General features: G+C 61.2%; 18 protein-coding genes and 1 pseudogene. 10 read left to right on the top strand and 9 right to left on the bottom strand.

Annotated features, from left to right (window positions below; translation table 11 throughout):
- Nucleotides 1-169 precede the first annotated feature (169 nt).
- The 6 genes from ACFOKF_RS25050 to ACFOKF_RS25025 form a co-directional block, all read right to left on the bottom strand.
- A complete protein-coding gene (locus tag ACFOKF_RS25050) occupies nt 170-1,366 on the bottom strand; it encodes a replication initiator protein A (RefSeq protein ID WP_380799272.1) in 1,197 nt (398 codons plus the stop codon).
- Between the two features lie 262 nt (nt 1,367-1,628).
- Nucleotides 1,629-2,708, bottom strand: coding sequence for a ParB/RepB/Spo0J family partition protein (locus tag ACFOKF_RS25045; protein WP_380799271.1), 1,080 nt, complete (start codon nt 2,706-2,708; stop codon nt 1,629-1,631).
- A gap of 74 nt (nt 2,709-2,782) precedes the next feature.
- Nucleotides 2,783-3,979 carry an AAA family ATPase gene (locus ACFOKF_RS25040; protein WP_380799270.1) on the bottom strand — a complete coding sequence of 399 codons (1,197 nt, stop codon included), beginning with the start codon at nt 3,977-3,979 and terminating at the stop codon, nt 2,783-2,785.
- A 105-nt stretch (nt 3,980-4,084) separates the two neighbouring features.
- Nucleotides 4,085-5,479, bottom strand: a complete 1,395-nt coding sequence (locus ACFOKF_RS25035; protein ID WP_380799269.1) for a carboxylesterase/lipase family protein — start codon at nt 5,477-5,479, stop codon at nt 4,085-4,087.
- A 20-nt stretch (nt 5,480-5,499) separates the two neighbouring features.
- Nucleotides 5,500-6,543, bottom strand: coding sequence for an oxidoreductase (locus ACFOKF_RS25030; protein WP_380799268.1), 1,044 nt, complete (start codon nt 6,541-6,543; stop codon nt 5,500-5,502).
- Nucleotides 6,540-7,250 (bottom strand): arylesterase, encoded by a 711-nt coding sequence (locus ACFOKF_RS25025; protein ID WP_380799267.1) that lies wholly within the window; start codon nt 7,248-7,250, stop codon nt 6,540-6,542. Before ACFOKF_RS25025 ends, ACFOKF_RS25030 begins: the two co-directional genes overlap by 4 nt.
- Between ACFOKF_RS25025 and ACFOKF_RS25020 the strand changes: the two genes are divergently transcribed.
- The 3 genes from ACFOKF_RS25020 to ACFOKF_RS25010 all read left to right on the top strand — a co-directional run bounded on the left by ACFOKF_RS25020 (nt 7,249) and on the right by ACFOKF_RS25010 (nt 11,265).
- Nucleotides 7,249-7,950, top strand: coding sequence for an ABC transporter ATP-binding protein (locus ACFOKF_RS25020; RefSeq protein ID WP_380799266.1), 702 nt, complete (start codon nt 7,249-7,251; stop codon nt 7,948-7,950). The genes ACFOKF_RS25025 and ACFOKF_RS25020 overlap by 2 nt on opposite strands.
- Complete coding sequence (locus ACFOKF_RS25015) at nt 7,947-10,469, top strand: ABC transporter permease (RefSeq protein ID WP_380799265.1); 2,523 nt, start codon at nt 7,947-7,949, stop codon at nt 10,467-10,469. Before ACFOKF_RS25020 ends, ACFOKF_RS25015 begins: the two co-directional genes overlap by 4 nt.
- A gap of 79 nt (nt 10,470-10,548) precedes the next feature.
- Entirely contained in the window at nt 10,549-11,265 is a 717-nt protein-coding gene (locus ACFOKF_RS25010) for a cupin domain-containing protein (protein ID WP_380799264.1), read from the top strand.
- A gap of 40 nt (nt 11,266-11,305) precedes the next feature.
- Here the strand turns inward: ACFOKF_RS25010 and copD are convergent, their stop codons facing one another.
- Both copD and copC read right to left on the bottom strand, forming a co-directional pair.
- Nucleotides 11,306-12,172: a copper homeostasis membrane protein CopD gene (copD, locus tag ACFOKF_RS25005; RefSeq protein WP_380799263.1), complete on the bottom strand. Its 867-nt coding sequence runs from the start codon at nt 12,170-12,172 to the stop codon at nt 11,306-11,308.
- Between the two features lie 3 nt (nt 12,173-12,175).
- A complete protein-coding gene (copC, locus tag ACFOKF_RS25000; RefSeq protein ID WP_380799262.1) occupies nt 12,176-12,550 on the bottom strand; it encodes a copper homeostasis periplasmic binding protein CopC in 375 nt (124 codons plus the stop codon).
- Between the two features lie 145 nt (nt 12,551-12,695).
- On the opposite strand from copC, the gene ACFOKF_RS24995 reads away from it, so the two are divergent.
- From ACFOKF_RS24995 to ACFOKF_RS24965, 7 genes and pseudogenes are all read left to right on the top strand, one after another.
- Complete coding sequence (locus ACFOKF_RS24995) at nt 12,696-12,956, top strand: hypothetical protein (RefSeq protein ID WP_380799357.1); 261 nt, start codon at nt 12,696-12,698, stop codon at nt 12,954-12,956.
- The gene (locus tag ACFOKF_RS24990; protein WP_380799260.1) at nt 12,953-13,390 is read left to right on the top strand and encodes a periplasmic heavy metal sensor; all 438 of its coding nucleotides are present in this window, start codon (nt 12,953-12,955) and stop codon (nt 13,388-13,390) included. Before ACFOKF_RS24995 ends, ACFOKF_RS24990 begins: the two co-directional genes overlap by 4 nt.
- Nucleotides 13,387-13,944, top strand: a complete 558-nt coding sequence (locus ACFOKF_RS24985; protein ID WP_380799259.1) for an RNA polymerase sigma factor — start codon at nt 13,387-13,389, stop codon at nt 13,942-13,944. Before ACFOKF_RS24990 ends, ACFOKF_RS24985 begins: the two co-directional genes overlap by 4 nt.
- A gap of 24 nt (nt 13,945-13,968) precedes the next feature.
- Nucleotides 13,969-15,381: pseudogene (locus tag ACFOKF_RS24980) on the top strand (copper resistance system multicopper oxidase); the annotation flags it as partial.
- A 173-nt stretch (nt 15,382-15,554) separates the two neighbouring features.
- Nucleotides 15,555-16,757: a tyrosine-type recombinase/integrase gene (locus ACFOKF_RS24975; RefSeq protein ID WP_380799258.1), complete on the top strand. Its 1,203-nt coding sequence runs from the start codon at nt 15,555-15,557 to the stop codon at nt 16,755-16,757.
- Between the two features lie 98 nt (nt 16,758-16,855).
- Nucleotides 16,856-18,628, top strand: coding sequence for a copper resistance system multicopper oxidase (locus tag ACFOKF_RS24970; protein WP_380799257.1), 1,773 nt, complete (start codon nt 16,856-16,858; stop codon nt 18,626-18,628).
- Nucleotides 18,628-19,584 (top strand): copper resistance protein B, encoded by a 957-nt coding sequence (locus tag ACFOKF_RS24965; RefSeq protein WP_380799256.1) that lies wholly within the window; start codon nt 18,628-18,630, stop codon nt 19,582-19,584. The genes ACFOKF_RS24970 and ACFOKF_RS24965 overlap by 1 nt, the downstream gene beginning before the upstream one ends.
- A 32-nt stretch (nt 19,585-19,616) precedes the next feature.
- On the opposite strand, the gene ACFOKF_RS24960 is transcribed toward ACFOKF_RS24965, so the two are convergent.
- Nucleotides 19,617-19,829 carry a helix-turn-helix domain-containing protein gene (locus ACFOKF_RS24960; RefSeq protein ID WP_380799254.1) on the bottom strand — a complete coding sequence of 71 codons (213 nt, stop codon included), beginning with the start codon at nt 19,827-19,829 and terminating at the stop codon, nt 19,617-19,619.
- Nucleotides 19,830-20,285: the final 456 nt, after the last annotated feature.

Raw genomic sequence — 20,285 nt, 5'->3', positions numbered from 1 at the left:
GCGAAGCTTATCTCGTCTGGCAGTATGCCTAAGATTGGCCCGGCTCATTCTGTGCTATCAATCAAAGGATCGCCAAACAACGCAGGCGCCATTGCGGACGAAGCCGGACAATGACGCCTGTATGATATTATGATGCGCCGGTGAGGGCAGGGTGCTGGAACGAGCGCCCCTACAGGTTATGGCGGTTCTTCTCGTGAAATCGGCGTACAAAGCCAATGAACGCCTTCTGATAGTTTACGGGGGTCCGCTGCGGATCATTGCCGATCCAGTCGCGAAACTCCTGATGGAGGGTCTGATAATCCCATCCCGGACATTCTGCGCGCAAGGTGGCAAGCGTGGCATCGGTCAATTCGCCCGCCGTCGCACGGGAAGACAGGCTGACCACGCTACGGCGGATCAAGGCGGTCGCGTCGAAGCTGATGTCATCCGGTGCCGCAACCGGCATCGTCGTTTCCTTCACTCTGGGCGACGTGGTGGAACTGGCGCGGACATCGGTCTGATCCTGTTTGGGAGCGGGCAGGGGAACCGCATTTTTGCGACGACGCATGCGCAACGATGGCTCACGTTTGCCGTCGGCTTGTTCAAGCTCCAGTGTATAGCCGGGCAGGGGATCACGCTCGGCGATCTTGGCCAATTCGAATTTGAAGCGGCGATAGGCACCCTCCGCACCGGATTTTTCAAACAGCGTCGGCATGGAAATGGCGAAGCCGGCTTCGCCTGCGCCACCCGCATGTTTCCGGGCAACCTTGTACAACCAGCGTTCGCGTCCACCAGTAAGGTCGAAATAGGCGCGATCGATAGACAGGACGCCGCCCTGCATAAGCACACCTTCATAGAACCAGTTGGACAGTTCGATGGTCATGCCGCGCGATCGTTCAGTGCGTTCGTCGACCAGCTGGGTCCAGCCATCAAGCCAGGAAAAGGTCGCTTCACGACGATTTTCGGCACGGATGTTGGTCTTGATCGTGGTGGCGACCAGCCGGTCAAGCGACTGGCCCAGCAATTCATACGCCCGTCCTGTGGTCGGCCGATGGATGGCGCGCAACAGGTCATAGGGCATCAGATGGAGTTTGCGCGGAATGTCATTAAGCCCGCGCCGGGCCATATCCGCCAGGACAGATGCGCAATAGATGAGGATGTCCGCATCCCAGATGGTGGCCATGCCATAATCGGGGTTGGCGGACACATGGACCCACGCTTTTCCGTCGGGCGATGTATAGTCGATTGGTTTTACGCGCTTGGACTTGGCGAGAGAGAAGAAGGGGCGCTCCATCATCTCACGCTGATCGCGCAAGGGCATGTCCGCAATATAGGGCAGGAACAGATCGAATTGATCGTTGAACGCGGATTTCGTCTCGCGGCTCATCTGGGCGGTAATCCAATCTGGCAGGACGCCGACATTTTGGAGGCCGGGGGGGAAGGCAATGCGCGGGAGGGAGCAGGCAAACGTGATGGCGCGCGAAGGAAAAAGAGCCGTTTCCCTGGGGAAACGGCTAATGCCAGAGCGTGCAGACTTGCTATGTCACGGCCGGCCGGCGGACGATGCCGCCATGATATTCGGCACGTGTTTCCCCGGGGAAACAGAAAATGTTTCTCGCCGAACGACCGGCCATCTGTTGGACCGCTCTTCATCTTTGCAGGCCCAGACCTTGCTGCTCCAGATGAGCCAGCGTTTCACGCAAGGCATCGACCAGCATTTCCGTGTCGGCCCCGGAACCGGCATGAAAGCGCATGGTCACACCCTGCCGATTGACGGACTGAACGGACAGGACCGGACGGCCAAACCGATTGGTGCAGACATAAGGCTCCATCTTGGGCGCGGAAAGGCTCGCCCGTGGAGCGTCGAGCAGACGCCGAAGCACATCGGCCGCAGACACACAGGAAGCGCCGCGGCGGCGCAATGTCGCCTGCTCTTCAGCCAAATCGGCAGCGGCGGCATGGATCGCGGTCGCTGCGGCTGCGTCATCAAGCGCCTGAGCCAAAGCATAGGCAGGCTTCAACTGCACATCGGCAGGAGAGGCGAAGGCGGCGATCACTGCGTCCGGAATTCCAGCAACCTTGATCATCTTGCTGAGCCACCCCTTGGACAGCTTCAGTCGCTCCGCCATCCTTGTCAGGTGGCTGCCATAATGATCGCCCAACGCCTGCGCATAATTGCGGGCCCGCTCCAGATCGGACACGTCCTTGCGCGCACGATTTTCCAGATCGGCCAGTCGGAAGGCGGCCTCGTCATCCAGTATCGCGACCTGAGCGACAAACTGCATATCGGGATAGCTGTGCGCGCGCAGCCAACTGATCGACCAATGGCGACGCGTGCCGGCAATCACTTCAAAATCATGGTCGGGATCATCCTCGACCCGGCGCACCACGGCCGGCACTTTCTGCCCGCCCTCCGCAATGATCGAATCGATCAGTTCGCGGCAATTATCCTCGGCCAGATGCGCATAGTGACGCGCGTTACCGGGCCAGATGCGCACGCGCGCGGGATCAAGCAGGAGTTGCGTGACCTGACGCACCTCGCCCGAAGCCAGGCGGGCCAGTGCCGACTCACGGCCCAACAACGTCGTGCCGCGCGACCGTTCGGCGCGCGCAGGCGGGGAAGCCGCCTCCGGGGCAGGAGCAATATCCGCTGCCATCGTTGCCGGAACGGCGTCTGCGGCTTCGTCCGACAACAGAGCGGCCAGATAATCGGATTGCTTACGCGCCATGGTTCATCATTCCAAACAAAGAACAAACAAAGAACATAATGCTCGCGCGAGTAGGTTGGTTCGGGCGCGCGCGATCAGGCGACATTGACAATATCCTCTTCCCGCGCCGGCGCGACCCGGCCCCATCCCTGACGCACCAGTGCTTCGATCTGATTCATCGCTTCGTCCAGATTGGCGCGACAGCGTTTGTGCGTCCGGGGCGTGCCGATCGGCTTTTCCAGTTCATAGACAGTCATCATCCGCATGGCGGCATGGCTGATTTCGGCGGAATCCAGGATCGGCACCGGCAACAGGGCGGGACCAAAACTTTGCTCCATGATGGCGCGGACCATGGCGTGACTGGGATCATTGCCGTCGAACTTCGAACAGATCAGACGCACGAAGCTATAATCGACATCGATGCCCGCACTCTGAAGCTGGCCGATGACCTGATCCATCATCGACAGGAATTGCACCGTCGAACAGAAATCGGGCGTCGTTGCCGCCAGCGGCACCAGCAGCGCATTGGCCGCCTGCATCACCGCCAGGCTGATCGTGCCCAGCGCCGGCGGCGGATCGAGCAGCACGATGTCATAATTGCGGGCAAGGTCCATCAGGCCTTGCTTGAGCTTGCGGAAGCGCGCGGCCAACACCGATCCGCCGTCGCTGCCGGCGGCCGCCAGTTCATATTCGACGTCGAACAGTTCCAGATTGGACGGGATCAGGTCGACATTGGGCCAGGCCGTGCGCTTGACCGCATAGAGCAGGTCCACCTGCGTCGGATCGATCGACAGATAGGGGTAGAGCGTCTCTTCGCGCTGGATGTTGAAATGCGGGTTGAAGCCGAACAAGGTGGTCGTCGTCGCCTGGCTGTCGCAATCGACCACCAGCACGCGATAGCCCTGCACGGCAAAATAATGGGCCAGATGGGTGGTGACGGTCGATTTGCCCACGCCGCCCTTGAAATTCTGAACCGCGATGATCGCCGGAACGTCCAGCGGCGCGCGTTCGGGCGTGGCGCCCAGCACCTGCCGCATGTTGAGCAGTTCGTCGATGGCATAGCCTGGCCGCCGGCCATTTTCCGTCGGCGGGGCAGGGGGCAGACGGCCATCTTCCTCCGCCATGCGGATGCGATTCGTCGAACAGCCCAGCAACTGCGCAGCCTCGGCAATGCCGAAGCGGACATTCAGTTCCTTACGGCTTTCAGGCAGAAAAGCCTTGCGCCGCAGGCGTTCCACCATCTTCTCGCCGGCTTCGGCCAGATCGCCTATCTGGTCAACCACTGCGTTCATTCTGTCCCCCGGACATTGGCTTGAAGCTTAATTCTTCAGTACATTGCAGATTTCATTCAAATCCGCAATGTACATGCTTTCGGGAGGCAGATTGGCGCTGAAGCGCTATTTTTGCGGCAATATATCCGGACCAAACCGCGCGTCATCATTCGCGCCAATGTCCATCATCGACGGGTCCGTTGCGCCATAGGGGCGCCATGATGGCAGGCCAGGTCCGTTCGGATCGCCATGCGCCACAAAATTTACCAGATAGCCGCTGGCGATCTGGCCGATATGACGGTCTGCCGGGGTCGTATCCACGCCATATTTTACGCCCACTGTGTCGAAGAAATAGGGGATTTCGCTGGCATGGCCTGCGCCCTTGGTGGCTGGGGCACGCAGTTTTTCCGCCACATAGGAAAAACGATAATACCAGGTCGGCACATCCTGTCCGGCAAATTGCGCCGCCATGGCGCGCGCGCCGGCCACCATCGGCCCGGTCGGTCCGCCAATATCGTCGCTGGTCGCGCCGATCATCACCGGCACCTTGATGAATTGCCCTGTCCGATAGGCCTCCAGACTGTCGCGCGCGATCCGCCCGTCAGCGATCGGATTGCTATGGGTGCGTGGGCCATTGGCAAACAAGGCCGCCAGATTGAGGCCGTCAACAATATCCTGGGCAGGCAGCGCGCGCAGTTTGGCCAGCGCTGCCGGATCATCAGCGGGGATCCCCTTGCTTGCGCCAAAGGCGGCGCCGGTTTTTTCCGCTCCTGCCAGCGTGGCGTCGCCCATGGGCATCGGTCCGCCCGACTGAATTACCGCCTTTTGGAACAGCCCCTGCGCCATCGGGGAGGTCAACAGCGCATGAACAGACATGCCGCCCGCGCTTTCGCCGATGATCGTGACATTGGCCGGATCGCCGCCAAAGGCCGCGATATTGGCCTTCACCCATGTGAGCGCGGCGATCTGGTCCAGATAGCCATAGTTGGCGAGCAGTCCCTTGTCTGCATCCGCCTTGGTAAGGGCGGGGTGCGCGAAAGTTCCGAACCGGCCGATGCGATAGTTGAAGCTGACGACCATGATGCCCTGCTTCGCCAGCGCCCCGCCGGAATAGGTGGGCGGGGATGACCCGCCATTGACGAAACCGCCGCCATATATCCACACCATTACGGGCAGCTTTGCCTGCGCGCGCTGCGGTTTCCAGACATTGATGAACAGACAGTCTTCCGCCGGGGGTGTCCCCAAAGGCGCAGCGTCGGAAGGAAAGGGCAGTTGCATGCAATCATGGCCATAGTGAATCGCGTCGCGCACGCCCTGCCAGCGCGTGACCGGCTGCGGCGCGCGCCAGCGCAGCGTCCCTACCGGCGGCTGGGCGAAAGGAATGCCCTTGAAGGCGATGACGCCATCCTCCTGCGTTCCGCGCAGCGCGCCATCGGCAATCGACACTTCAGGAACGTCTGGCTTGGCGATGGCGACCGTCGGTGCCAGCAGGGCGGCGATCAGCAGGGCGCGTAGAACCATGGGCTTCATCCTCTCGATTATCATGGCAGGGGCAGGCTTATGACCTGCCCGGTGCGGGCGGAAATCCAGGCCGCTTCGATCACTTCCTGCGTCGCGACGGCATCGCTGGTGGAAACGGGCAGGGGGCCGCCCATGCGCACGGCATCGGCAACCTGCGCGTAGAAACGCTCCTGACAGCCGGCGATGGCGGGATATTGCGTAACCTGACCATGGCCATCATGATGTTCGACCAGGTCTGGATCGACGCCCCAGTCGGCATCGCCCGGTCGCAATCCGGCGATCAATTGCGCCTCCTGCGGATCGATGCGGCGCTTGATCAGCGTGCCGCCCGTACCATGGGCCAGAAAGCGGGGCGCTCCGCCTGCATCAGCCCCCGGCGCGTTCAGGCTTGCGTGCAGCACCACCCGTTTGTCGGCGTAACGCAGCACGACATGCGCCCAGTCATCGGCGCGCGATCCGGTCCGCAGGGCGGTAATATCGGCATCCACCGCATCAGGGCGACCGAACAGGGCCAGCGCCTGATCCACCAGATGCGGCCCCAGATCGAACCACACGCCCGACCCCGGCGACCCATCCTCACGCCAGCGGTCGCGCACCTCCGGCCGGAAACGATCGAAATGGCTTTCGAAATGGGTGATCCGTCCGATCGCGCCCGCTTCAATGGCGGCGCTGATGCCCAGATAATCGCTGTCGAAACGCCGATTGTGAAACACCACCAGCCGTCGCCCCGTCTTTTCGGCCAGCGCCGCCAGAGCGCGCGCCTCCGTCAGCGACAGGGCGAAGGGCTTGTCCACCACCACATGCTTGCCAGCGTTCAGCGCCTGTTCGACAAGCGCCGCATGTGTCTCACTCGGTGTCGCAATCACCACCAGATCGATCGCCGGATCGCCCAACAACGCGTCAATGTCCGTCAAACAGGAAATCGCGGGATCGAGTGCGGCCACATCTGCGGCCCGGCTGGTGACGATCGCTGCCAGCCGCAGCCCCGGCGTCGCTTGGATCAGCGGCGCATGGAACACCCGCCCAGCCATACCATAGCCGATCAGGCCAACCTGCACCGTCATGGCTTCAGGGCCTTCGCCACGACAGGCGCCAGCTTGCCGACGATCACGGTGACGCCTTTGTCATTGGGATGGATGCCGTCGGGCAGTTGCAACGCCCGATGTCCGGTCACACCGTCCAGCATGAAGGGATAGAGCGTCGCACCATGGGCCTTGGCCAGTTCAGGATAAATGGGATTGAAAGCAGCCGCATAGTCCGGCCCCATATTGGGGGAAGCGAGCATCCCGGTCAGAATGACCGGGATGCCGCGCTTTTGTGCTTCAGTCAGGATCGCGTCCAGATTGCTGCGTGTTTCCTTCGGGCTGAGGCCACGCAGCATATCATTGCCGCCCAGCCCCACCAGCATCAGGTCCGGCTTGCGCGGCAGTCCGTCCAGCGTGAAGGCCAGTCGTGCCAGTCCCGCCGCGGTCGTATCGCCCGACACGCCGGCATTCACGACCCGCGCCTTGATGCCGCTCGCGTTCAGCGCCTTTTCCAGCACTGGGGCCAGCCCCTTGCCCTGATCCAGATTATAGCCGGCATACAGGCTATCGCCAAACGCCACGACCAGCTTTGCATCCGTTGCCGCATCGGCAGCGGTGCCCTGTTCTGCGGCATTAGCCGCTGGAGGTGGGGGCGGCGCTGCATCCGAACAGGCCGCCACATGGACAAACAGCGTCAACGCCCCATATTGCAACAGCCTGCCCGCCAAGGAGCGCTCCTTCTTCATGCACTTGCCCATCGATCCCGCCACTATCGCGATACGCGCGCATAATGTCACGCTACAGCTTGGAACCCGCGATGCGCCGGTCGCAATTCTCAAGGGCGTGGATCTTTCCATCCTGCGGGGCGAGAGCGTCGCCATTCTTGGCGCATCTGGATCGGGCAAGAGTTCTTTGATGGCCGTATTGTCCGGGCTGGAGCGGGCCAGCGGCGGCAGTGTCGATGTGGGTGGCGTCGATTTCGGCGCGCTGAGCGAGGACGATCTGGCCCGCGCGCGCCGAGGGCGGATCGGCATCGTGCTGCAAAGCTTTCATCTGCTGCCGACCATGACGGCGCTGGAAAATGTCGCGGTGCCGCTCGAACTGGCGGGTCATGCCGACGCCTTCACCCTGGCGTCCGACGAATTGCGCGCGGTGGGGCTGGGGCATCGGCTCGACCATTATCCAGCGCAGCTTTCCGGTGGAGAGCAACAGCGTGTGGCGATCGCCCGGGCAGTCGCGCCGCGCCCGACTTTGCTTTTTGCGGATGAACCTACTGGCAATCTCGATGCATCCACCGGCGCGACGATCATGGACTTGCTGTTCGCACGGCAGCAGGCGGCTGGTGCAACGCTGATTATCATCACCCATGATCCCGTTCTGGCCGAACGGTGCGGCCGCATCATCGAAATGCGCGATGGTCGGATCATCGCGGACCGCATCTTGTGAACGGTCTGGGCTGGCGGGCCGGATGGCGCATCGCCCGGCGCGACCTGCATCTCGGCTTTCGGGGGCTGCGGCTGCTGTTCCTCTGCCTGTTTCTGGGTGTGGCGGCGCTGGCGGCGATCGGCAGCCTGACGGCGGCGATCACGCAGGAAATCAGCGATCGGGGCCGCGTGATCCTGGGTGGCGATATCGAAATCGGCATGACCCAGCGCGAGGCGGGGCTGGGCGACCGGGAAGCCTTTGGCCAACTCGGCACGCTCAGCCAGACCATTCGCCTGCGCGCCATGGCCCAGCGGGTCGGTCCGGGCAGGGGTGATGGTCCGCCAGCGATCCTCACCGAACTCAAGGGCGTGGATTACGCCTATCCGCTTTATGGTATGGTGAAACTCCGTCACAGTGCCTATCGGGCGATGGATACGCATCACGCCGTCATCGGCGAAGCGCTGGCGGAGCGGTTGGACCTGCGACGCGGCGAGGCTGTCCGCTATGGTAACGCGACCTTCACCATCGCTGATATTATTGCTGATGAACCCGACCGGCTGGGCGAAGGCTTTACCCTTGGTCCGGTAACGATCGTGTCGATGGATGGATTGCGTCGTACAGGTTTGATCCAGCCGGGCAGCCTCTACAATGCGAAGTACCGGATCCGGCTGAACCCGCGCTACGATGCAGCGTCCGTTCGCAAGGATTGGGAAAAGGCGCGCGCCAATGAAGGCTGGACCTTCAAGGATCGCGACAATGCCGCGCCTGGCGCCAACCGCTTCATCGAACGGATGGGACAATTTTTGTCGCTCATCGGCCTTGCCGCGCTGGTGATCGCCGGCATCGGCGTCAGCAACGGCGTTGCATCCTATCTTACGGGCAAGCGCAGCGGCATCGCGACCCTGAAAGTGCTGGGCGCGACTTCCGTGGACATTGCCCTCATTTACCGGATGCAGGTGGGTGTGGTCGCGTTGTTGGGGATCGGGGCCGGCCTGTTCGTAGGCGCGGCGCTGCCGCCTTTGGTGGTGGCGCTGGCGGGTGATGTCTTGCCTGTCAGTCCCGGCTTTCATCTCCATCCGCTGCCGCTTCTGGCCAGCGCCGCATATGGGCTTCTCATCGCCTTTCTCTTCACCTTCCCGCCGCTTGCCAGAGCGCGGACCCAGCCTGCTGCCGTCCTGTTTCGTGGCGCGGTGGATGCGCGCAGCGGCCTTGATCGGCGCAGCATCGCCGCGATGGGCGGTGCTGGCGCATGGCTGGTGGCCCTGGCGCTTGGCACTGCGCGCGATCCGCTCTTCTCCGCCGCCGTGCTGGGCGCGGTCGCGGCGGTTCTTCTTCTGCTGCTGGGGCTGGGATTGATCGTCAGCCGACTGGCGCGTCGCCTGCCCCGGACGCGTCGGCCTTTGTTGCGCCTCGCCATCGCCAATCTGCATCGGCCCGGTGCGCAGACCGCCGCGCTGATCGTGGCGCTTGGCCTTGCCCTTACGCTGTTCGTCACGCTCGCCGGCATCGAAACCAGCCTCGATGCGGAAATCCGCAATGTCGTGCCGAAGAAGGCGCCGGCGCAGATCGTGCTGGACATTCCGGCGGTGCAGCAGGCGCGTTTCCGCTCAATTGTGGTGCAGCAGGTGCCAGAGGCTCAAATCAACATCGTCCCGGTCCTGCGCGGAACGATTACTGCCTATGGCGCCCAACGCGTTGCCGATCTGCCGCACTTACCCGAAGGCGCGTGGTTCCTGCGGGGCGAGCGCGGCGTCACCTACAGCGCAACCCTGCCCGAAGGCAGCGATCTGGTCGCGGGCAAATGGTGGTCGCGGGACTATAAAGGGCCGCCGCTGGTTTCACTGGATGCCGAGGCGGCAAAGACATTGAACATCGGGGTTGGCGACACGCTGACCGTATCGATACTGGGCCGTGAGATACAGGCGCGCATCGCTTCCCTGCGCAAGGTCAACTGGGACACGATGGGGTTCAACTATGTGCTGGTTTTTTCGCCCGCCACGCTGGAATCTGCGCCCCATAGCGTCGCCGCCACCATCACGATGGACCAGCGTCGTGACGCTGCCATGACCCGCGCCTTGCTCGCGGCCTTCCCTGGCGTGTCGGTGATCGCCGTCGGCGACGTGATCGATCAGGTCGGCACCATCCTGACGCAAATGTCGCGCGCCATCCTGGTCGCCGCATCGGTTGCTATTCTGGCGGGCATTGCGGTGCTGGTCGGCGCCATTGCCGCTTCGCGTCAGGCGCGCAGTTATGACAGCGTGATCCTCAAGACGCTGGGCGCAACCCGCATGCAGTTGCTGGGTGGGCAGGCGCTGGAATATGGATTGCTGGCGGCGATTCTGGCGCTGGTGGCGTTGGCGCTGGGCAGCGCGGCGGCCTGGTTCGTGATCGTGCAGGTCTTCGACTTTGGCTGGGCGCCGGACTGGCCGGTCGTCCTTATAACACTGGCGGGCGGGGCATTGCTGACGCTGGGCATCGGCCTTGCCGGATCGATCCCGCTGCTTTCCGTCCGTCCGGCCCGCGCCCTGCGGCAGGTCTGACGGCGGGTTGCACGGCAAACGGCGGATCGTGCCGCGCGGCAGGGATTATCCTGTAGTCGATCCATCAGGAAAGGCCGCCATGACCAACGCAACTTTGACCCGCAGCTTCATCGACCTGCGCGCCTGGGCCGCCAGTGCAAATGTGACAGTGGGGGAGGACGATCCCTTCCTTGCCGCTCGCGCGGCGCTTCCGCTAGCAGACGGCCCCATCACTGCCGGCCTTATTGCTCTGCCGCAGGGGGCCGGTGGCGTCAGCGCCATGGCCGCGGACGAATTCATTATCGTGGAATCCGGCGCGGTTCGCATCGCGGGCGGTGATGTCGATGTGACGCTGACTGAAGGCGACAGCGTCGTCCTGCGCGGCGGCAGCAGCTTTAATTGGACTGCCGATACTGACAGCCGCCTGCTCTATATGCGCCGCGCGGGTGGCCCGGCCGGGAATGGCGTGATCATCCCGGTCGACGCTGACGCTCCGCTAACCCCTTCAGGTGCGCCGCTGGCCGAACTGCTGGTCGGGCCGACGCCGGCCTGCCGCAACAATACGGACTGGAAGTCGGACGATGGCGAATTCATGGCCGGCACCTGGGATTCCACGCCCTATTATCGCCGGGCGATGCGCTATGGCCATTTCGAACTCATGTATCTGATCGATGGCAGCGTGACCTTCATCGATGAAGTCGGCGCAGAAGCCACATTCGCGAAGGGCGACATCTTTCTGGTAGAACAGGGCGCGAGTTGCAGCTGGGACAGCAGTGTTCATGTGAAGAAAATCTACTGCATCTATCGTCCGGCCTGACGATATGGCTCCGGCCGCGCCCGCGCGACCGGAGCCGCTTCTACGCCATGGGGTCGAGTGTGCCGAGCCAGGCGACCAGAGCGAGGATGGCGATGGCGGTGCTGCTTTCGACCAGCAGGGACAGCCGCAAATGAGCAATCGCCCGCTGCGGCGTCACGCCGGCCTCCAAAGCCGGGGTCAGCCACCAGCGATTGGCCGCCGCCAGGCCCAGCATCAGCCCGAACAATAGCAATTTGGCGCCCAGCAGCAGGCCGTAGCGGCTGGCGAGCAAGGCCGGCAATTGCGCCAGCCCGACGATCATGATCGCGTTGATGGCGCCGCTGACGACCAGCGTGGCGACAATGAGTGTCCCCATCAGAGAAAAACGCGCCAGCATGGTTGCGACTGGCCGGGTATCGCTTCCCGGTCGCAAATGCGCGACGGTGCAGAGCAGCACCGCCAGCGCGCCGATCCAGCCGGCCGCCGCCCAGATATGGGCGACATCCGCAACGCGATGCAGCGATCCCGCCATTTCTTCTGTCGCGCCGGCGTGGCCGGTCCAGGCGAGCGTCCCGGCAGCTAGCGCCGCAGGGGGAAGCGCCCATCTGTCACCGCGCGGGAGGAGCGTTGCAAACAGCGTAGCCAGCAAGGCTGCTCCGCGCACCGTAAGCACTGGCCCGATCGGCGTCATCGTCAGCAATATCCAGGCCGTAGCCCAGTCGGGGGAAGTGATCGGCGTGCCGGTCATGGACGCGGCGCTCGCCAGCAACCACAGCACCGACAAGGCGATGCCGCCTGTTGCCAGCAGCGCGGTCACGCCCTTGCGCCCCACCATGCCCATGACCCACCAGAAAAGCGGCAGGCCCATGAGCAGGGCAAGGTCGATCATCAGTGCGAAACGCGCGCCGATCAACGCCCCCTCGGTCATCGCTTACTTGACCGTGAAGCTGTAGCCGCCTTCCATCTTGTGCTGGTCGGCGCCGACAACATGCCATTTGAGGTCATAGGTGCCGGCGGGCAGCGCACGGGGGAAGGTCAGGGTCATGGTCTTGCCATCGACGGCGGTCTTGAACCCCTTGATCGGCATGGGATCATGATTGGCCATGCCCGGCATGCCGGTCATGGTCAGGTCGGCTCCGCTCAGCGGAGCAAGGAAGGTTTCTGAAAAGGTCAGCGTCATCTTCGTCGGCTTGGCGATGGTTGCGTTGGCGGCGGGGGTGGACGACACCAGCTTGGTGTGGGCGCTCGCAAGGCCGGGCAGGGTCAGCGCCATGGCGGCGGCGGCGATCAGGGACTTACGGGTCATGGCACTGTCTCCAACAAGGGGTGTTAGGGGCATTTACGCATGGACTTGCTCCACCCCTCGACCCATGCGCATAATTTTTTCCGCCTGATGCCAAGGGGTGGGCGCTTCGCGCGCGTATGCGGTCATGAGGATGGAGAATGACGTGATGACCGATCTGGACCGGATGCTGGGCGCGGTGCGGGCGATGCCCACTGATGCGCGGCTCGAAATGATGGACGATGCCGTGATGGGCGGCGTTGCCAAGAAGCGCGAACAGGTGACGGCGCGGCGCAGCCTGATGCTAGCCGGCCTGTTGGCGATCGGCATCGGCTGGGCCGGCAGCATCGTGCCTGCCGCCCCGGCACAGGCATCACCCCTGCCAATCGGCATGTCGAATTACGCCCCTTCGCGCCTGCTGGGCCAATGACCGCTCGCCGTTATCTTCTGGTCGCGCTGGTCGCCTTTGCAGCGTCGCTTGCCGCCGTGCTGGTTGCGCGTTTCTGGCTCGTCCCCGAACCGCAGGTCGAAAGCGAAGTCCATATGCTGTTGCATCAGCGCCTGACGCTGGATGCGGCGCAGGAAAAGCGCATTCATGCGCTCGAAGCCGGCTTCGCCCTGCGCCGCGCTGCGCTGGAGGGCGAGATGCGCGCCGACAATCAGCGCCTGGCCGACGCGATTGCCGCCGAACATGGCTATGGTCCCAAGGTGGGCGAAGCGGTCGATCGATCGCATCATGTGATGGGCCAGCTTCAGAAAGAAACGCTCCAGCACATCTTTGCGATGCGCGCCGTGCTGCGCCCTGATCAGGCGGCGCAATTCGATGCCGCCGTCGTCAAGGCGCTGACCCAGCCGGGCCAGTGAACGAAGCGGACTCCGAGGATTGCGTCCTTGCGGACCGTGCGCTGGCTGGGCAGCAATCGGCCTATGGCGCGCTGATGCGGCGGCATCGCGATGCCGTATACCGCATCGTGCGTGGTCATGTGGGCGATGGAGACGAGGCGCTCGACATCACGCAGGAGACTTTCGTGGCCGCCTTTGCCGCGCTGGCCCGCTATGATGGCGCGCGGCCGTTTCGGGTCTGGATCGCGCGCATCGCGCTCAACAAATGCCGGGACTGGGCGCGCCGTCGCGCCGTCCGTCGCTTCTTTGCCTTTGCGCGGCCAATCGACGAAGTGCTCGATATTGCCGATAACGGCGCGACGCCGGAAGAAGCGCTGCATTCGCAGCGCGAACTCGCCCGGATCAACGCCGCCATTGCCTCCTTGCCCTCCAATCTGAAGGATGTGCTGCTGCTCCGCACGATCGAGCAGATGAGCCAGGCGGAGGCGGCGATGGTGCTGGGCATCACCGAAAAGGCAGTCGAAACCCGACTCTACCGCGCACGCGCCAAACTCATGGAAATTTTGAGGGATTAGCGGGCGGCTCGCGTATGAAGGAGCATGACCAACCTGTCCCTTGATCGCCGCACCTTGTTTAAGAGCGCCGCCGCCCTGACGCTGGCTGGCGCCTTCCCCGCCTGGGCGCGCAGCGGCACTACAGGGCTGCGGCCCGTTCCCGGCGTTCTTTCCGGGGACAGCATCGCCCTGACCGTTGGCGAAAGCCATTTCGGCACTGGTGGCCGGTCGGCCCATGCCATCACGATCAACGGCACCGTGCCCGCACCGCTCATTCGCTTGAAAGAAGGGCAGAATGTTCGTCTGTCCGTCACTAACAGGCTGAAGGAGGATACGTCGATCCACTGGCATGGCCTGATCCTGCCGTTCCAGATGGACGGCGTGCCGGGCGTCAGCTTCCCCGGCATTCGCCCCGGCGAAACCTTCACCTATGAATTTCCGATCCGGCAGGCGGGGACTTACTGGTATCACAGCCATTCGGGCATGCAGGAGGCGATGGGCCATTATGGACCGATCGTCATCGACCCCGCCGGTCCCGATCCGGTCGCGTCCGACCGTGAACATGTGATCGTGCTGGCCGACTGGTCGCCGGTCCATCCTCATATGTTGCTCAAGCGCCTCAAGCAGATGGGCGGCTATTACAACATGCAGCGCCAGACGCTGGCCGGCCTGCTTGCGGGCAAGGACCAGGGCCGCAAGGATCGGATGGAATGGGGCGCGATGCGCATGGACCCCACCGATATTTCCGACGTCACCGGCTCCACCTACAGCTTCCTGGTGAATGGTCATGGCACGCCGGAAAACTGGACCGGCCTGTTCGTACCGGGTGAACGCGTGCGCCTGCGCATCATCAACGCGTCGGCCATGACCAATTTCAATGTCCGCCTGCCCGGCTTGCCGATGACGGTGGTCCAGTGCGATGGCCAGCACGTCCAGCCCGTCGAGACGGACGAGTTCCAGATCGGCATCGCCGAAACATATGATGTGATCGTTCAGCCGACGGAGGCTAAGCCCTATGGCCTGATCGCCGAAGCGATCGACCGTTCCGGTCTGGTGCGTGCGACGCTTGCGCCGCAGATCGGCATGGTCGCGCCGATCCCCGACCTGCGCCAGCGTCCGCTGCTCACCATGAAGGATATGGGCATGGACATGGCGGGCATGGACATGGGGCAGGGCGGCGTGATCGACCTCAGCCAGCCCGCCAATGAAAGCATGGCCGGCCACAGCATGAAGATGCTCGACCCCTCCGTCGCGCCCAATGTGCCGATGGGGCCGGGGGTCGCGACCTTGTCCGCCATGCCGGCGGATCGTACCGCCGACCGGCCGACCGGGCTGGAGGATGTCGATCATCGCGTGCTGACCTATGCCGATTTGCGCGCGCTCGAACCCAATGAGGACATCCGCACGCCTACCCGCACGCTCGACATCCACCTGACCGCCAATATGGAACGCTACATATAATTTTGATCTACGATCGGCTCCGCTAGAGTGCGATGAAGTGCGATAAATGTCTATTTTTCAGATATTTGAAAAAGCTTACAATACTCTGGCCTTGGAACAAATTCGCTCGAGTTTGATGCGGCATGGCTCCCATGTGGCTCCCAAACATGAGCGCTTTCGGAGGTCCGAAAATGCCCACTTTGAAGTTGACCAAGCGAACCTTAGAAGCGGCTGAAGCCAAATCCAAGGCGTATGAACTGCGAGACACCGAGGTCGTGGGTCTCCTGTGCAAGGTTTCGCCTGCCGGCCGTAAAACCTTCATGCTGCAGTATCGAAATTATGAGGGCATCAAGCGAAAGCCCGCGCTTGGGCTCTTTGGCGATCTAACCGTCGAGCAAGCTAGGGCAATAGCCCAAAAATGGCTTGCTGAGGTGCGTGAGGGCGGAGACCCTTCCCGTGCTCGGGCCGAACGGCGCGCTAGCATGACAATCCGAGAATTCGAGGAAGTATTCTATCAGCGCTGGACATTAGTGCGTAATAAAAAGAGCAGTCAGAAATTACACAGATATATGTTCGAAAAATATATCATTAGAAGGATCGGATATTATAAAATTGAATCCATCAGTAAGAAGGAAATAAAAGAATTTGTGGATGATCTTAGCTTCGCTCCCGGTATGGCCTACATATCCTTAGGAATATTAAGTTCGATGTTTAAGCGAGCTGAGGAGTGGGGGTATCGAGCCGAGGATACAAATCCATGCAAAGGCGTCACTACGCTTGCAAAAAAGAAGAAACCCAGACTTATCCGCCAAGATGAAATGGCTCGATTGATGAACTATCTCGAGTTGCCAGAAGTTGAAGGCGGAGGAAGATCGGCATATACCTTGGCTATGCGACTTCAGTTTGCCTTTGCAGCGCGGGTGTCTGAAATTCTTCAACTGCGCTGGGCTTGGGTAGATTTTGAGAGGCGCAGGATCGATTGGCCTGATAGTAAGACTGGGCCAATTTGGAAGCCGATATCGAAAGAGGCGCTGGCTCTGCTTCAACTCGCAGCAGCTACCGCTGGCGACTCCCCCTTTGTCATCCCGAATCCGAGAGACCCAAACCGCCCGGCCCTGTACGCGGCGTACCATCGTGCATGGCGAAAGGCGTTAACAGTGTCTGGGATAGAGCATGTTGGCACTCATGGCATTCGTCACCGCGCCGCGACGGATATCGCAAATTCGGGAGTGCCTCTCAAAGTGGGCATGGCGTTGACTGCACATAGCCGCGTTGAAGTGTTTATGGGGTATGTTCATATCGAGGAGCCGATGGTGTACGATGCTGCCGACCAGGTTGCTGAAAGCCGAAAGGCCAAATTGGAGGCCGCCAGGTCTATTGCGAGCGGGGCGTGACTGGTTCGTCGAGCCACCCGCAATCTAAATCTCTTGCAGCAAGCAAAAAACTTTCATGCAGTAATGAGGGATAAGTTCGTTAGCTGCGTATCCCTGCGATGATGCCGAATGACAACTTCCATCGCTCCTTGCTTCCGCGCAGGCGTTTTCTGGCTCTTGGCGGCGCCCTTGCCGGGGCCCTTGGGGTGGGCGGTCTGTTTCCAGCTTGGGCGCGAAGCGGTACCTCGGGTATAGTTCATGCCAGAACCGATACCGGTGTTCTGACAGGCAATTCCATATCGCTTCAGATCGCCGAGAGTCATTTCTCGACGGGTGGTCGGTCAGGCCATGCGGTGACAGTTAACGGCACTCTACCCGCACCGTTGTTGCGCCTACGCGAAGGCGAGACCGTACGCATCGCCGTGACCAACCGCCTAAAAGAGCAGACCTCTATACATTGGCATGGGTTGCTGGTGCCATTTCAGATGGATGGGGTGCCGGGCATCAGCTTCCCCGGCATCGGCCCAGGTGAGACGTTTATTTACGAGTTCCCCCTGACTCATGCTGGCACGTTCTGGTATCACTCGCACTCCGGCATGCAGGAGGCGGAAGGGCTATTTGGCCCGATCGTGATTGATCCCTCCGGACCCGATACAATCGACTGCGACCGCGAGCATGTTTTGGTCCTTTCAGACTGGAGTCCGATCCATCCGCACGAGCAAATGCGGCGCCTGAAGATGATGGGAGGTTACTTCAATCGCCAGCGCCAGACGCTCGCAGGGTTATTGGCAGGCAAGGACCAGTCGCTGGCCGACCGTCTCGCCTGGGGTCAGATGCGCATGGACGCGACCGACATTTCGGACGTGACCGGATCGACCTACAGTTTCCTTATTAACGGTCACGGTAATGAGGAGAACTGGACCGGGCTTTTCGCACCGGGTGAGAAGGTGCGTCTGCGCGTCATCAATGCCTCGTCGATGACCAACTTCAACTTCCGCATCGCTGGGCTACCGCTGACGGTGGTGGCAGCGGACGGCAATCACGTGCAACCGGTCGAGACCGACGAGGTGCAGATCGCGATTGCCGAGACCTATGACTTCATCGTCCAGCCCGGTGCGGTGGAAAGCTATGGCGTTATCGCCGAGGCTATCGATAGGTCCGGGCTCGTGCGTGCGACGCTGGCTCAGCGCCCCGGACTGGTTGGTGAAATGCCAAAGCTGCGTGAGCGTCCGGTCCTCACCATGCGCGACATGGGTATGGACATGGACGGCATGGACATGGGCGAGGGTGGTGTGATCGACCTCAGCAAACCCGCCAACAGTTCAATGAGTGGCCACTCAATGTCGATGCGCGATCCTTCCGTGGCGCCGGGCGTGAAGATGGGGCCGGGCGTCGCCACGCTTTCGCCAATGCCGGTGGACCGGCTTGCCGACCGTCCGACCGGGCTGGAAAGTGTCGACCATCGAGTGCTGACTTATGCGGACTTGCGCTCGCGAGATGCCAATCCCGATCCGCGTGTACCTAGCCGCCAGATCGACGTGCATCTGACCGCGGCGATGGAGCGGTATATGTGGAGTATGGATGGCGAGGCGATGTCGGAAAACCCGGCGCCGATCCCTTTCCGTTTAGGAGAGCGCGTGCGCGTCAATCTCATCAACGACACGATGATGCCGCACCCGATTCACATCCATGGCCACTTCTTCGAACTGGTTAGCGGCGAGCCCGGCAACCGCGCTCGCAAGCACACCGTCAACGTGCTGCCGGGTGGCAAGGTCTCGTTCGATCTCACCGCCGATGCTGAGGGTGATTGGGCGTTCCACTGTCATATGCTGCTGCACATGCACGCAGGCATGATGCGCGTCGTCACGGTGCGGCGAGAGGGTGAAGGCTGATGGCTCAGCTTTTTCCGATCCTCACTTCGCTGCTGCTTGCTGGTTCTCCACTTGCCGCAGAGGCTCAGGAGTTTGACGCTACGCCGCATCGAGCCGACGAGCATGTCAATGTGGATCATTCGCAGATGGCCATGCCCGGTATGGATATAAATGGTGGGGAGATGAAGGGCATTGATCACTCCAGCCATACCATGCCCGCAAGCACCGATAGCGATAAGCCCGGCGATGCCACGCCCCCGCCGGTGCCGACAGACATTCCTGCTGAACGTTATTTTGCGCCTGATCGCATGGCCGCCTCGCGCGCGGCGATGCTGAAAGAGATGACGTTTAACACATTCGCACTTCAGGTAGACCAGTTTGAATTTCGCACCGGCAAGGGCGGAGATGGTTTCGGCTGGGAAGGCCAGGCGTGGTACGGCGGTGATATCGATCGGATCGTACTCGCCAGCGAGGGTGAGGGTAAGTTCGGCGAGAGGGCCGAGCGCGTTGAACTCAATGCCTATTGGCGTCACGCTCTGGATCCGTGGTTCAACCTGCAACTCGGCATGCGAAAGGATTTCCGCCCCGATCCGCAGCGTACTTATGCACTAGTCGGTATCGAGGGACTGGCACCTTATTGGTTCGAGCTGCAAGGCCAGTTGCTTGTCTCGAACAAGGGCGACATTCATGCGCGGGGGAAGGCCGGTTATACGCAGCGCATCACTCAATCGTTGGTGATTGAACCCGAGGCTGAGCTGGATTTCGCTTTTCAAGACGTATCGTCACTGAAGGTTGGGGCAGGCTTTGAGCGTCTCGAAATGGGTGTCCGTCTTCGTTACGAGCGTAACCGATCGCTGGCGCCCTATGTGGGCATCAATTGGGAGCGCAAGCTTGGTGAAACGGCAAATCTCGCGCGCGCTGCGGGCGACGATGTGTCTGGTGTATCGGCTGTCTTCGGCGTGCGCGCCATGTTCTGATTACCTCCGTCATTGGTGCGTCCTACACACTTTCAAAACTGTGATGTGTTGTCGAACCTGCGGTCTTCGGCCCATTTTTGAAGATCGGATTGTGCGTAGAGTACGCGCCGCCCGAATTTTCTAAACGGTGGTCCTCCGCCGACTACTCTCTGCTTTTCGAGAGTGCGAGGCGATAGACGCAGAAATTCCGCTGCCTCAGAATTGGTGAGGAAGACGCTGCTATCAGGATTATCACTTTGTTTCACCGGACATAATCCTTGTGCAGGGAAGCTGCATGGACGAATGTTGAAATTGGTGAATTGTAGATCCTGAAGACACTGAATGTTTTACTATCTAATATCACGCCTATTAATGAAGAGCTTAACGAGTTAAACAAAGTAAAAGGCATAATAAAATAAAAAAAGAAGAAATTTATTGAAATTGATCTACTTTGTGTCGATAGTTCATGGCTTGCAGGGGATTTGATAAAAATCTCTCTGCGTCCTGAAAACTCTGCGGCACGGCTTCCCGAAGGTGATGAGCAAGTACAACAATATATGTCGTAGCAAATAAGATATTTGGATTTGCGCGTTCTATCGATCACGGCTTTCAGCCGCAAACACTGCTTATTCATCCCGTCCATATACAAACCTACCTTCTCGGTGGTCTGCCCGCACAGGAAGCATGCCTTAGGTGAAGCGGCGGATCAAGATGGGTTGAAA

Source organism: Sphingobium rhizovicinum, assembly GCF_042647625.1.
Lineage (GTDB): Bacteria > Pseudomonadota > Alphaproteobacteria > Sphingomonadales > Sphingomonadaceae > Sphingobium > Sphingobium rhizovicinum.
This window is presented reverse-complemented; position numbering and strand designations above follow the sequence as displayed.

Excerpts from the sequence above, each read along its gene's own strand:
- ACFOKF_RS25050 (WP_380799272.1), bottom strand. The coding sequence starts at position 1,366 with ATGAGCCGCGAGACGAAATCCGCGTTCAACGATCAATTCGATCTGTTC.
- ACFOKF_RS25045 (WP_380799271.1), bottom strand. The coding sequence starts at position 2,708 with ATGGCGCGTAAGCAATCCGATTATCTGGCCGCTCTGTTGTCGGACGAA.
- ACFOKF_RS25040 (WP_380799270.1), bottom strand. The coding sequence starts at position 3,979 with ATGAACGCAGTGGTTGACCAGATAGGCGATCTGGCCGAAGCCGGCGAG.
- ACFOKF_RS25035 (WP_380799269.1), bottom strand. The coding sequence starts at position 5,479 with ATGGTTCTACGCGCCCTGCTGATCGCCGCCCTGCTGGCACCGACGGTC.
- ACFOKF_RS25030 (WP_380799268.1), bottom strand. The coding sequence starts at position 6,543 with ATGACGGTGCAGGTTGGCCTGATCGGCTATGGTATGGCTGGGCGGGTG.
- ACFOKF_RS25020 (WP_380799266.1), top strand. The coding sequence starts at position 7,249 with ATGCACTTGCCCATCGATCCCGCCACTATCGCGATACGCGCGCATAAT.
- ACFOKF_RS25025 (WP_380799267.1), bottom strand. The coding sequence starts at position 7,250 with ATGAAGAAGGAGCGCTCCTTGGCGGGCAGGCTGTTGCAATATGGGGCG.
- ACFOKF_RS25010 (WP_380799264.1), top strand. The coding sequence starts at position 10,549 with ATGACCAACGCAACTTTGACCCGCAGCTTCATCGACCTGCGCGCCTGG.
- copD (WP_380799263.1), bottom strand. The coding sequence starts at position 12,172 with ATGACCGAGGGGGCGTTGATCGGCGCGCGTTTCGCACTGATGATCGAC.
- copC (WP_380799262.1), bottom strand. The coding sequence starts at position 12,550 with ATGACCCGTAAGTCCCTGATCGCCGCCGCCGCCATGGCGCTGACCCTG.
- ACFOKF_RS24995 (WP_380799357.1), top strand. The coding sequence starts at position 12,696 with ATGACCGATCTGGACCGGATGCTGGGCGCGGTGCGGGCGATGCCCACT.
- ACFOKF_RS24990 (WP_380799260.1), top strand. The coding sequence starts at position 12,953 with ATGACCGCTCGCCGTTATCTTCTGGTCGCGCTGGTCGCCTTTGCAGCG.
- ACFOKF_RS24975 (WP_380799258.1), top strand. The coding sequence starts at position 15,555 with ATGCCCACTTTGAAGTTGACCAAGCGAACCTTAGAAGCGGCTGAAGCC.
- ACFOKF_RS24970 (WP_380799257.1), top strand. The coding sequence starts at position 16,856 with ATGATGCCGAATGACAACTTCCATCGCTCCTTGCTTCCGCGCAGGCGT.
- ACFOKF_RS24965 (WP_380799256.1), top strand. The coding sequence starts at position 18,628 with ATGGCTCAGCTTTTTCCGATCCTCACTTCGCTGCTGCTTGCTGGTTCT.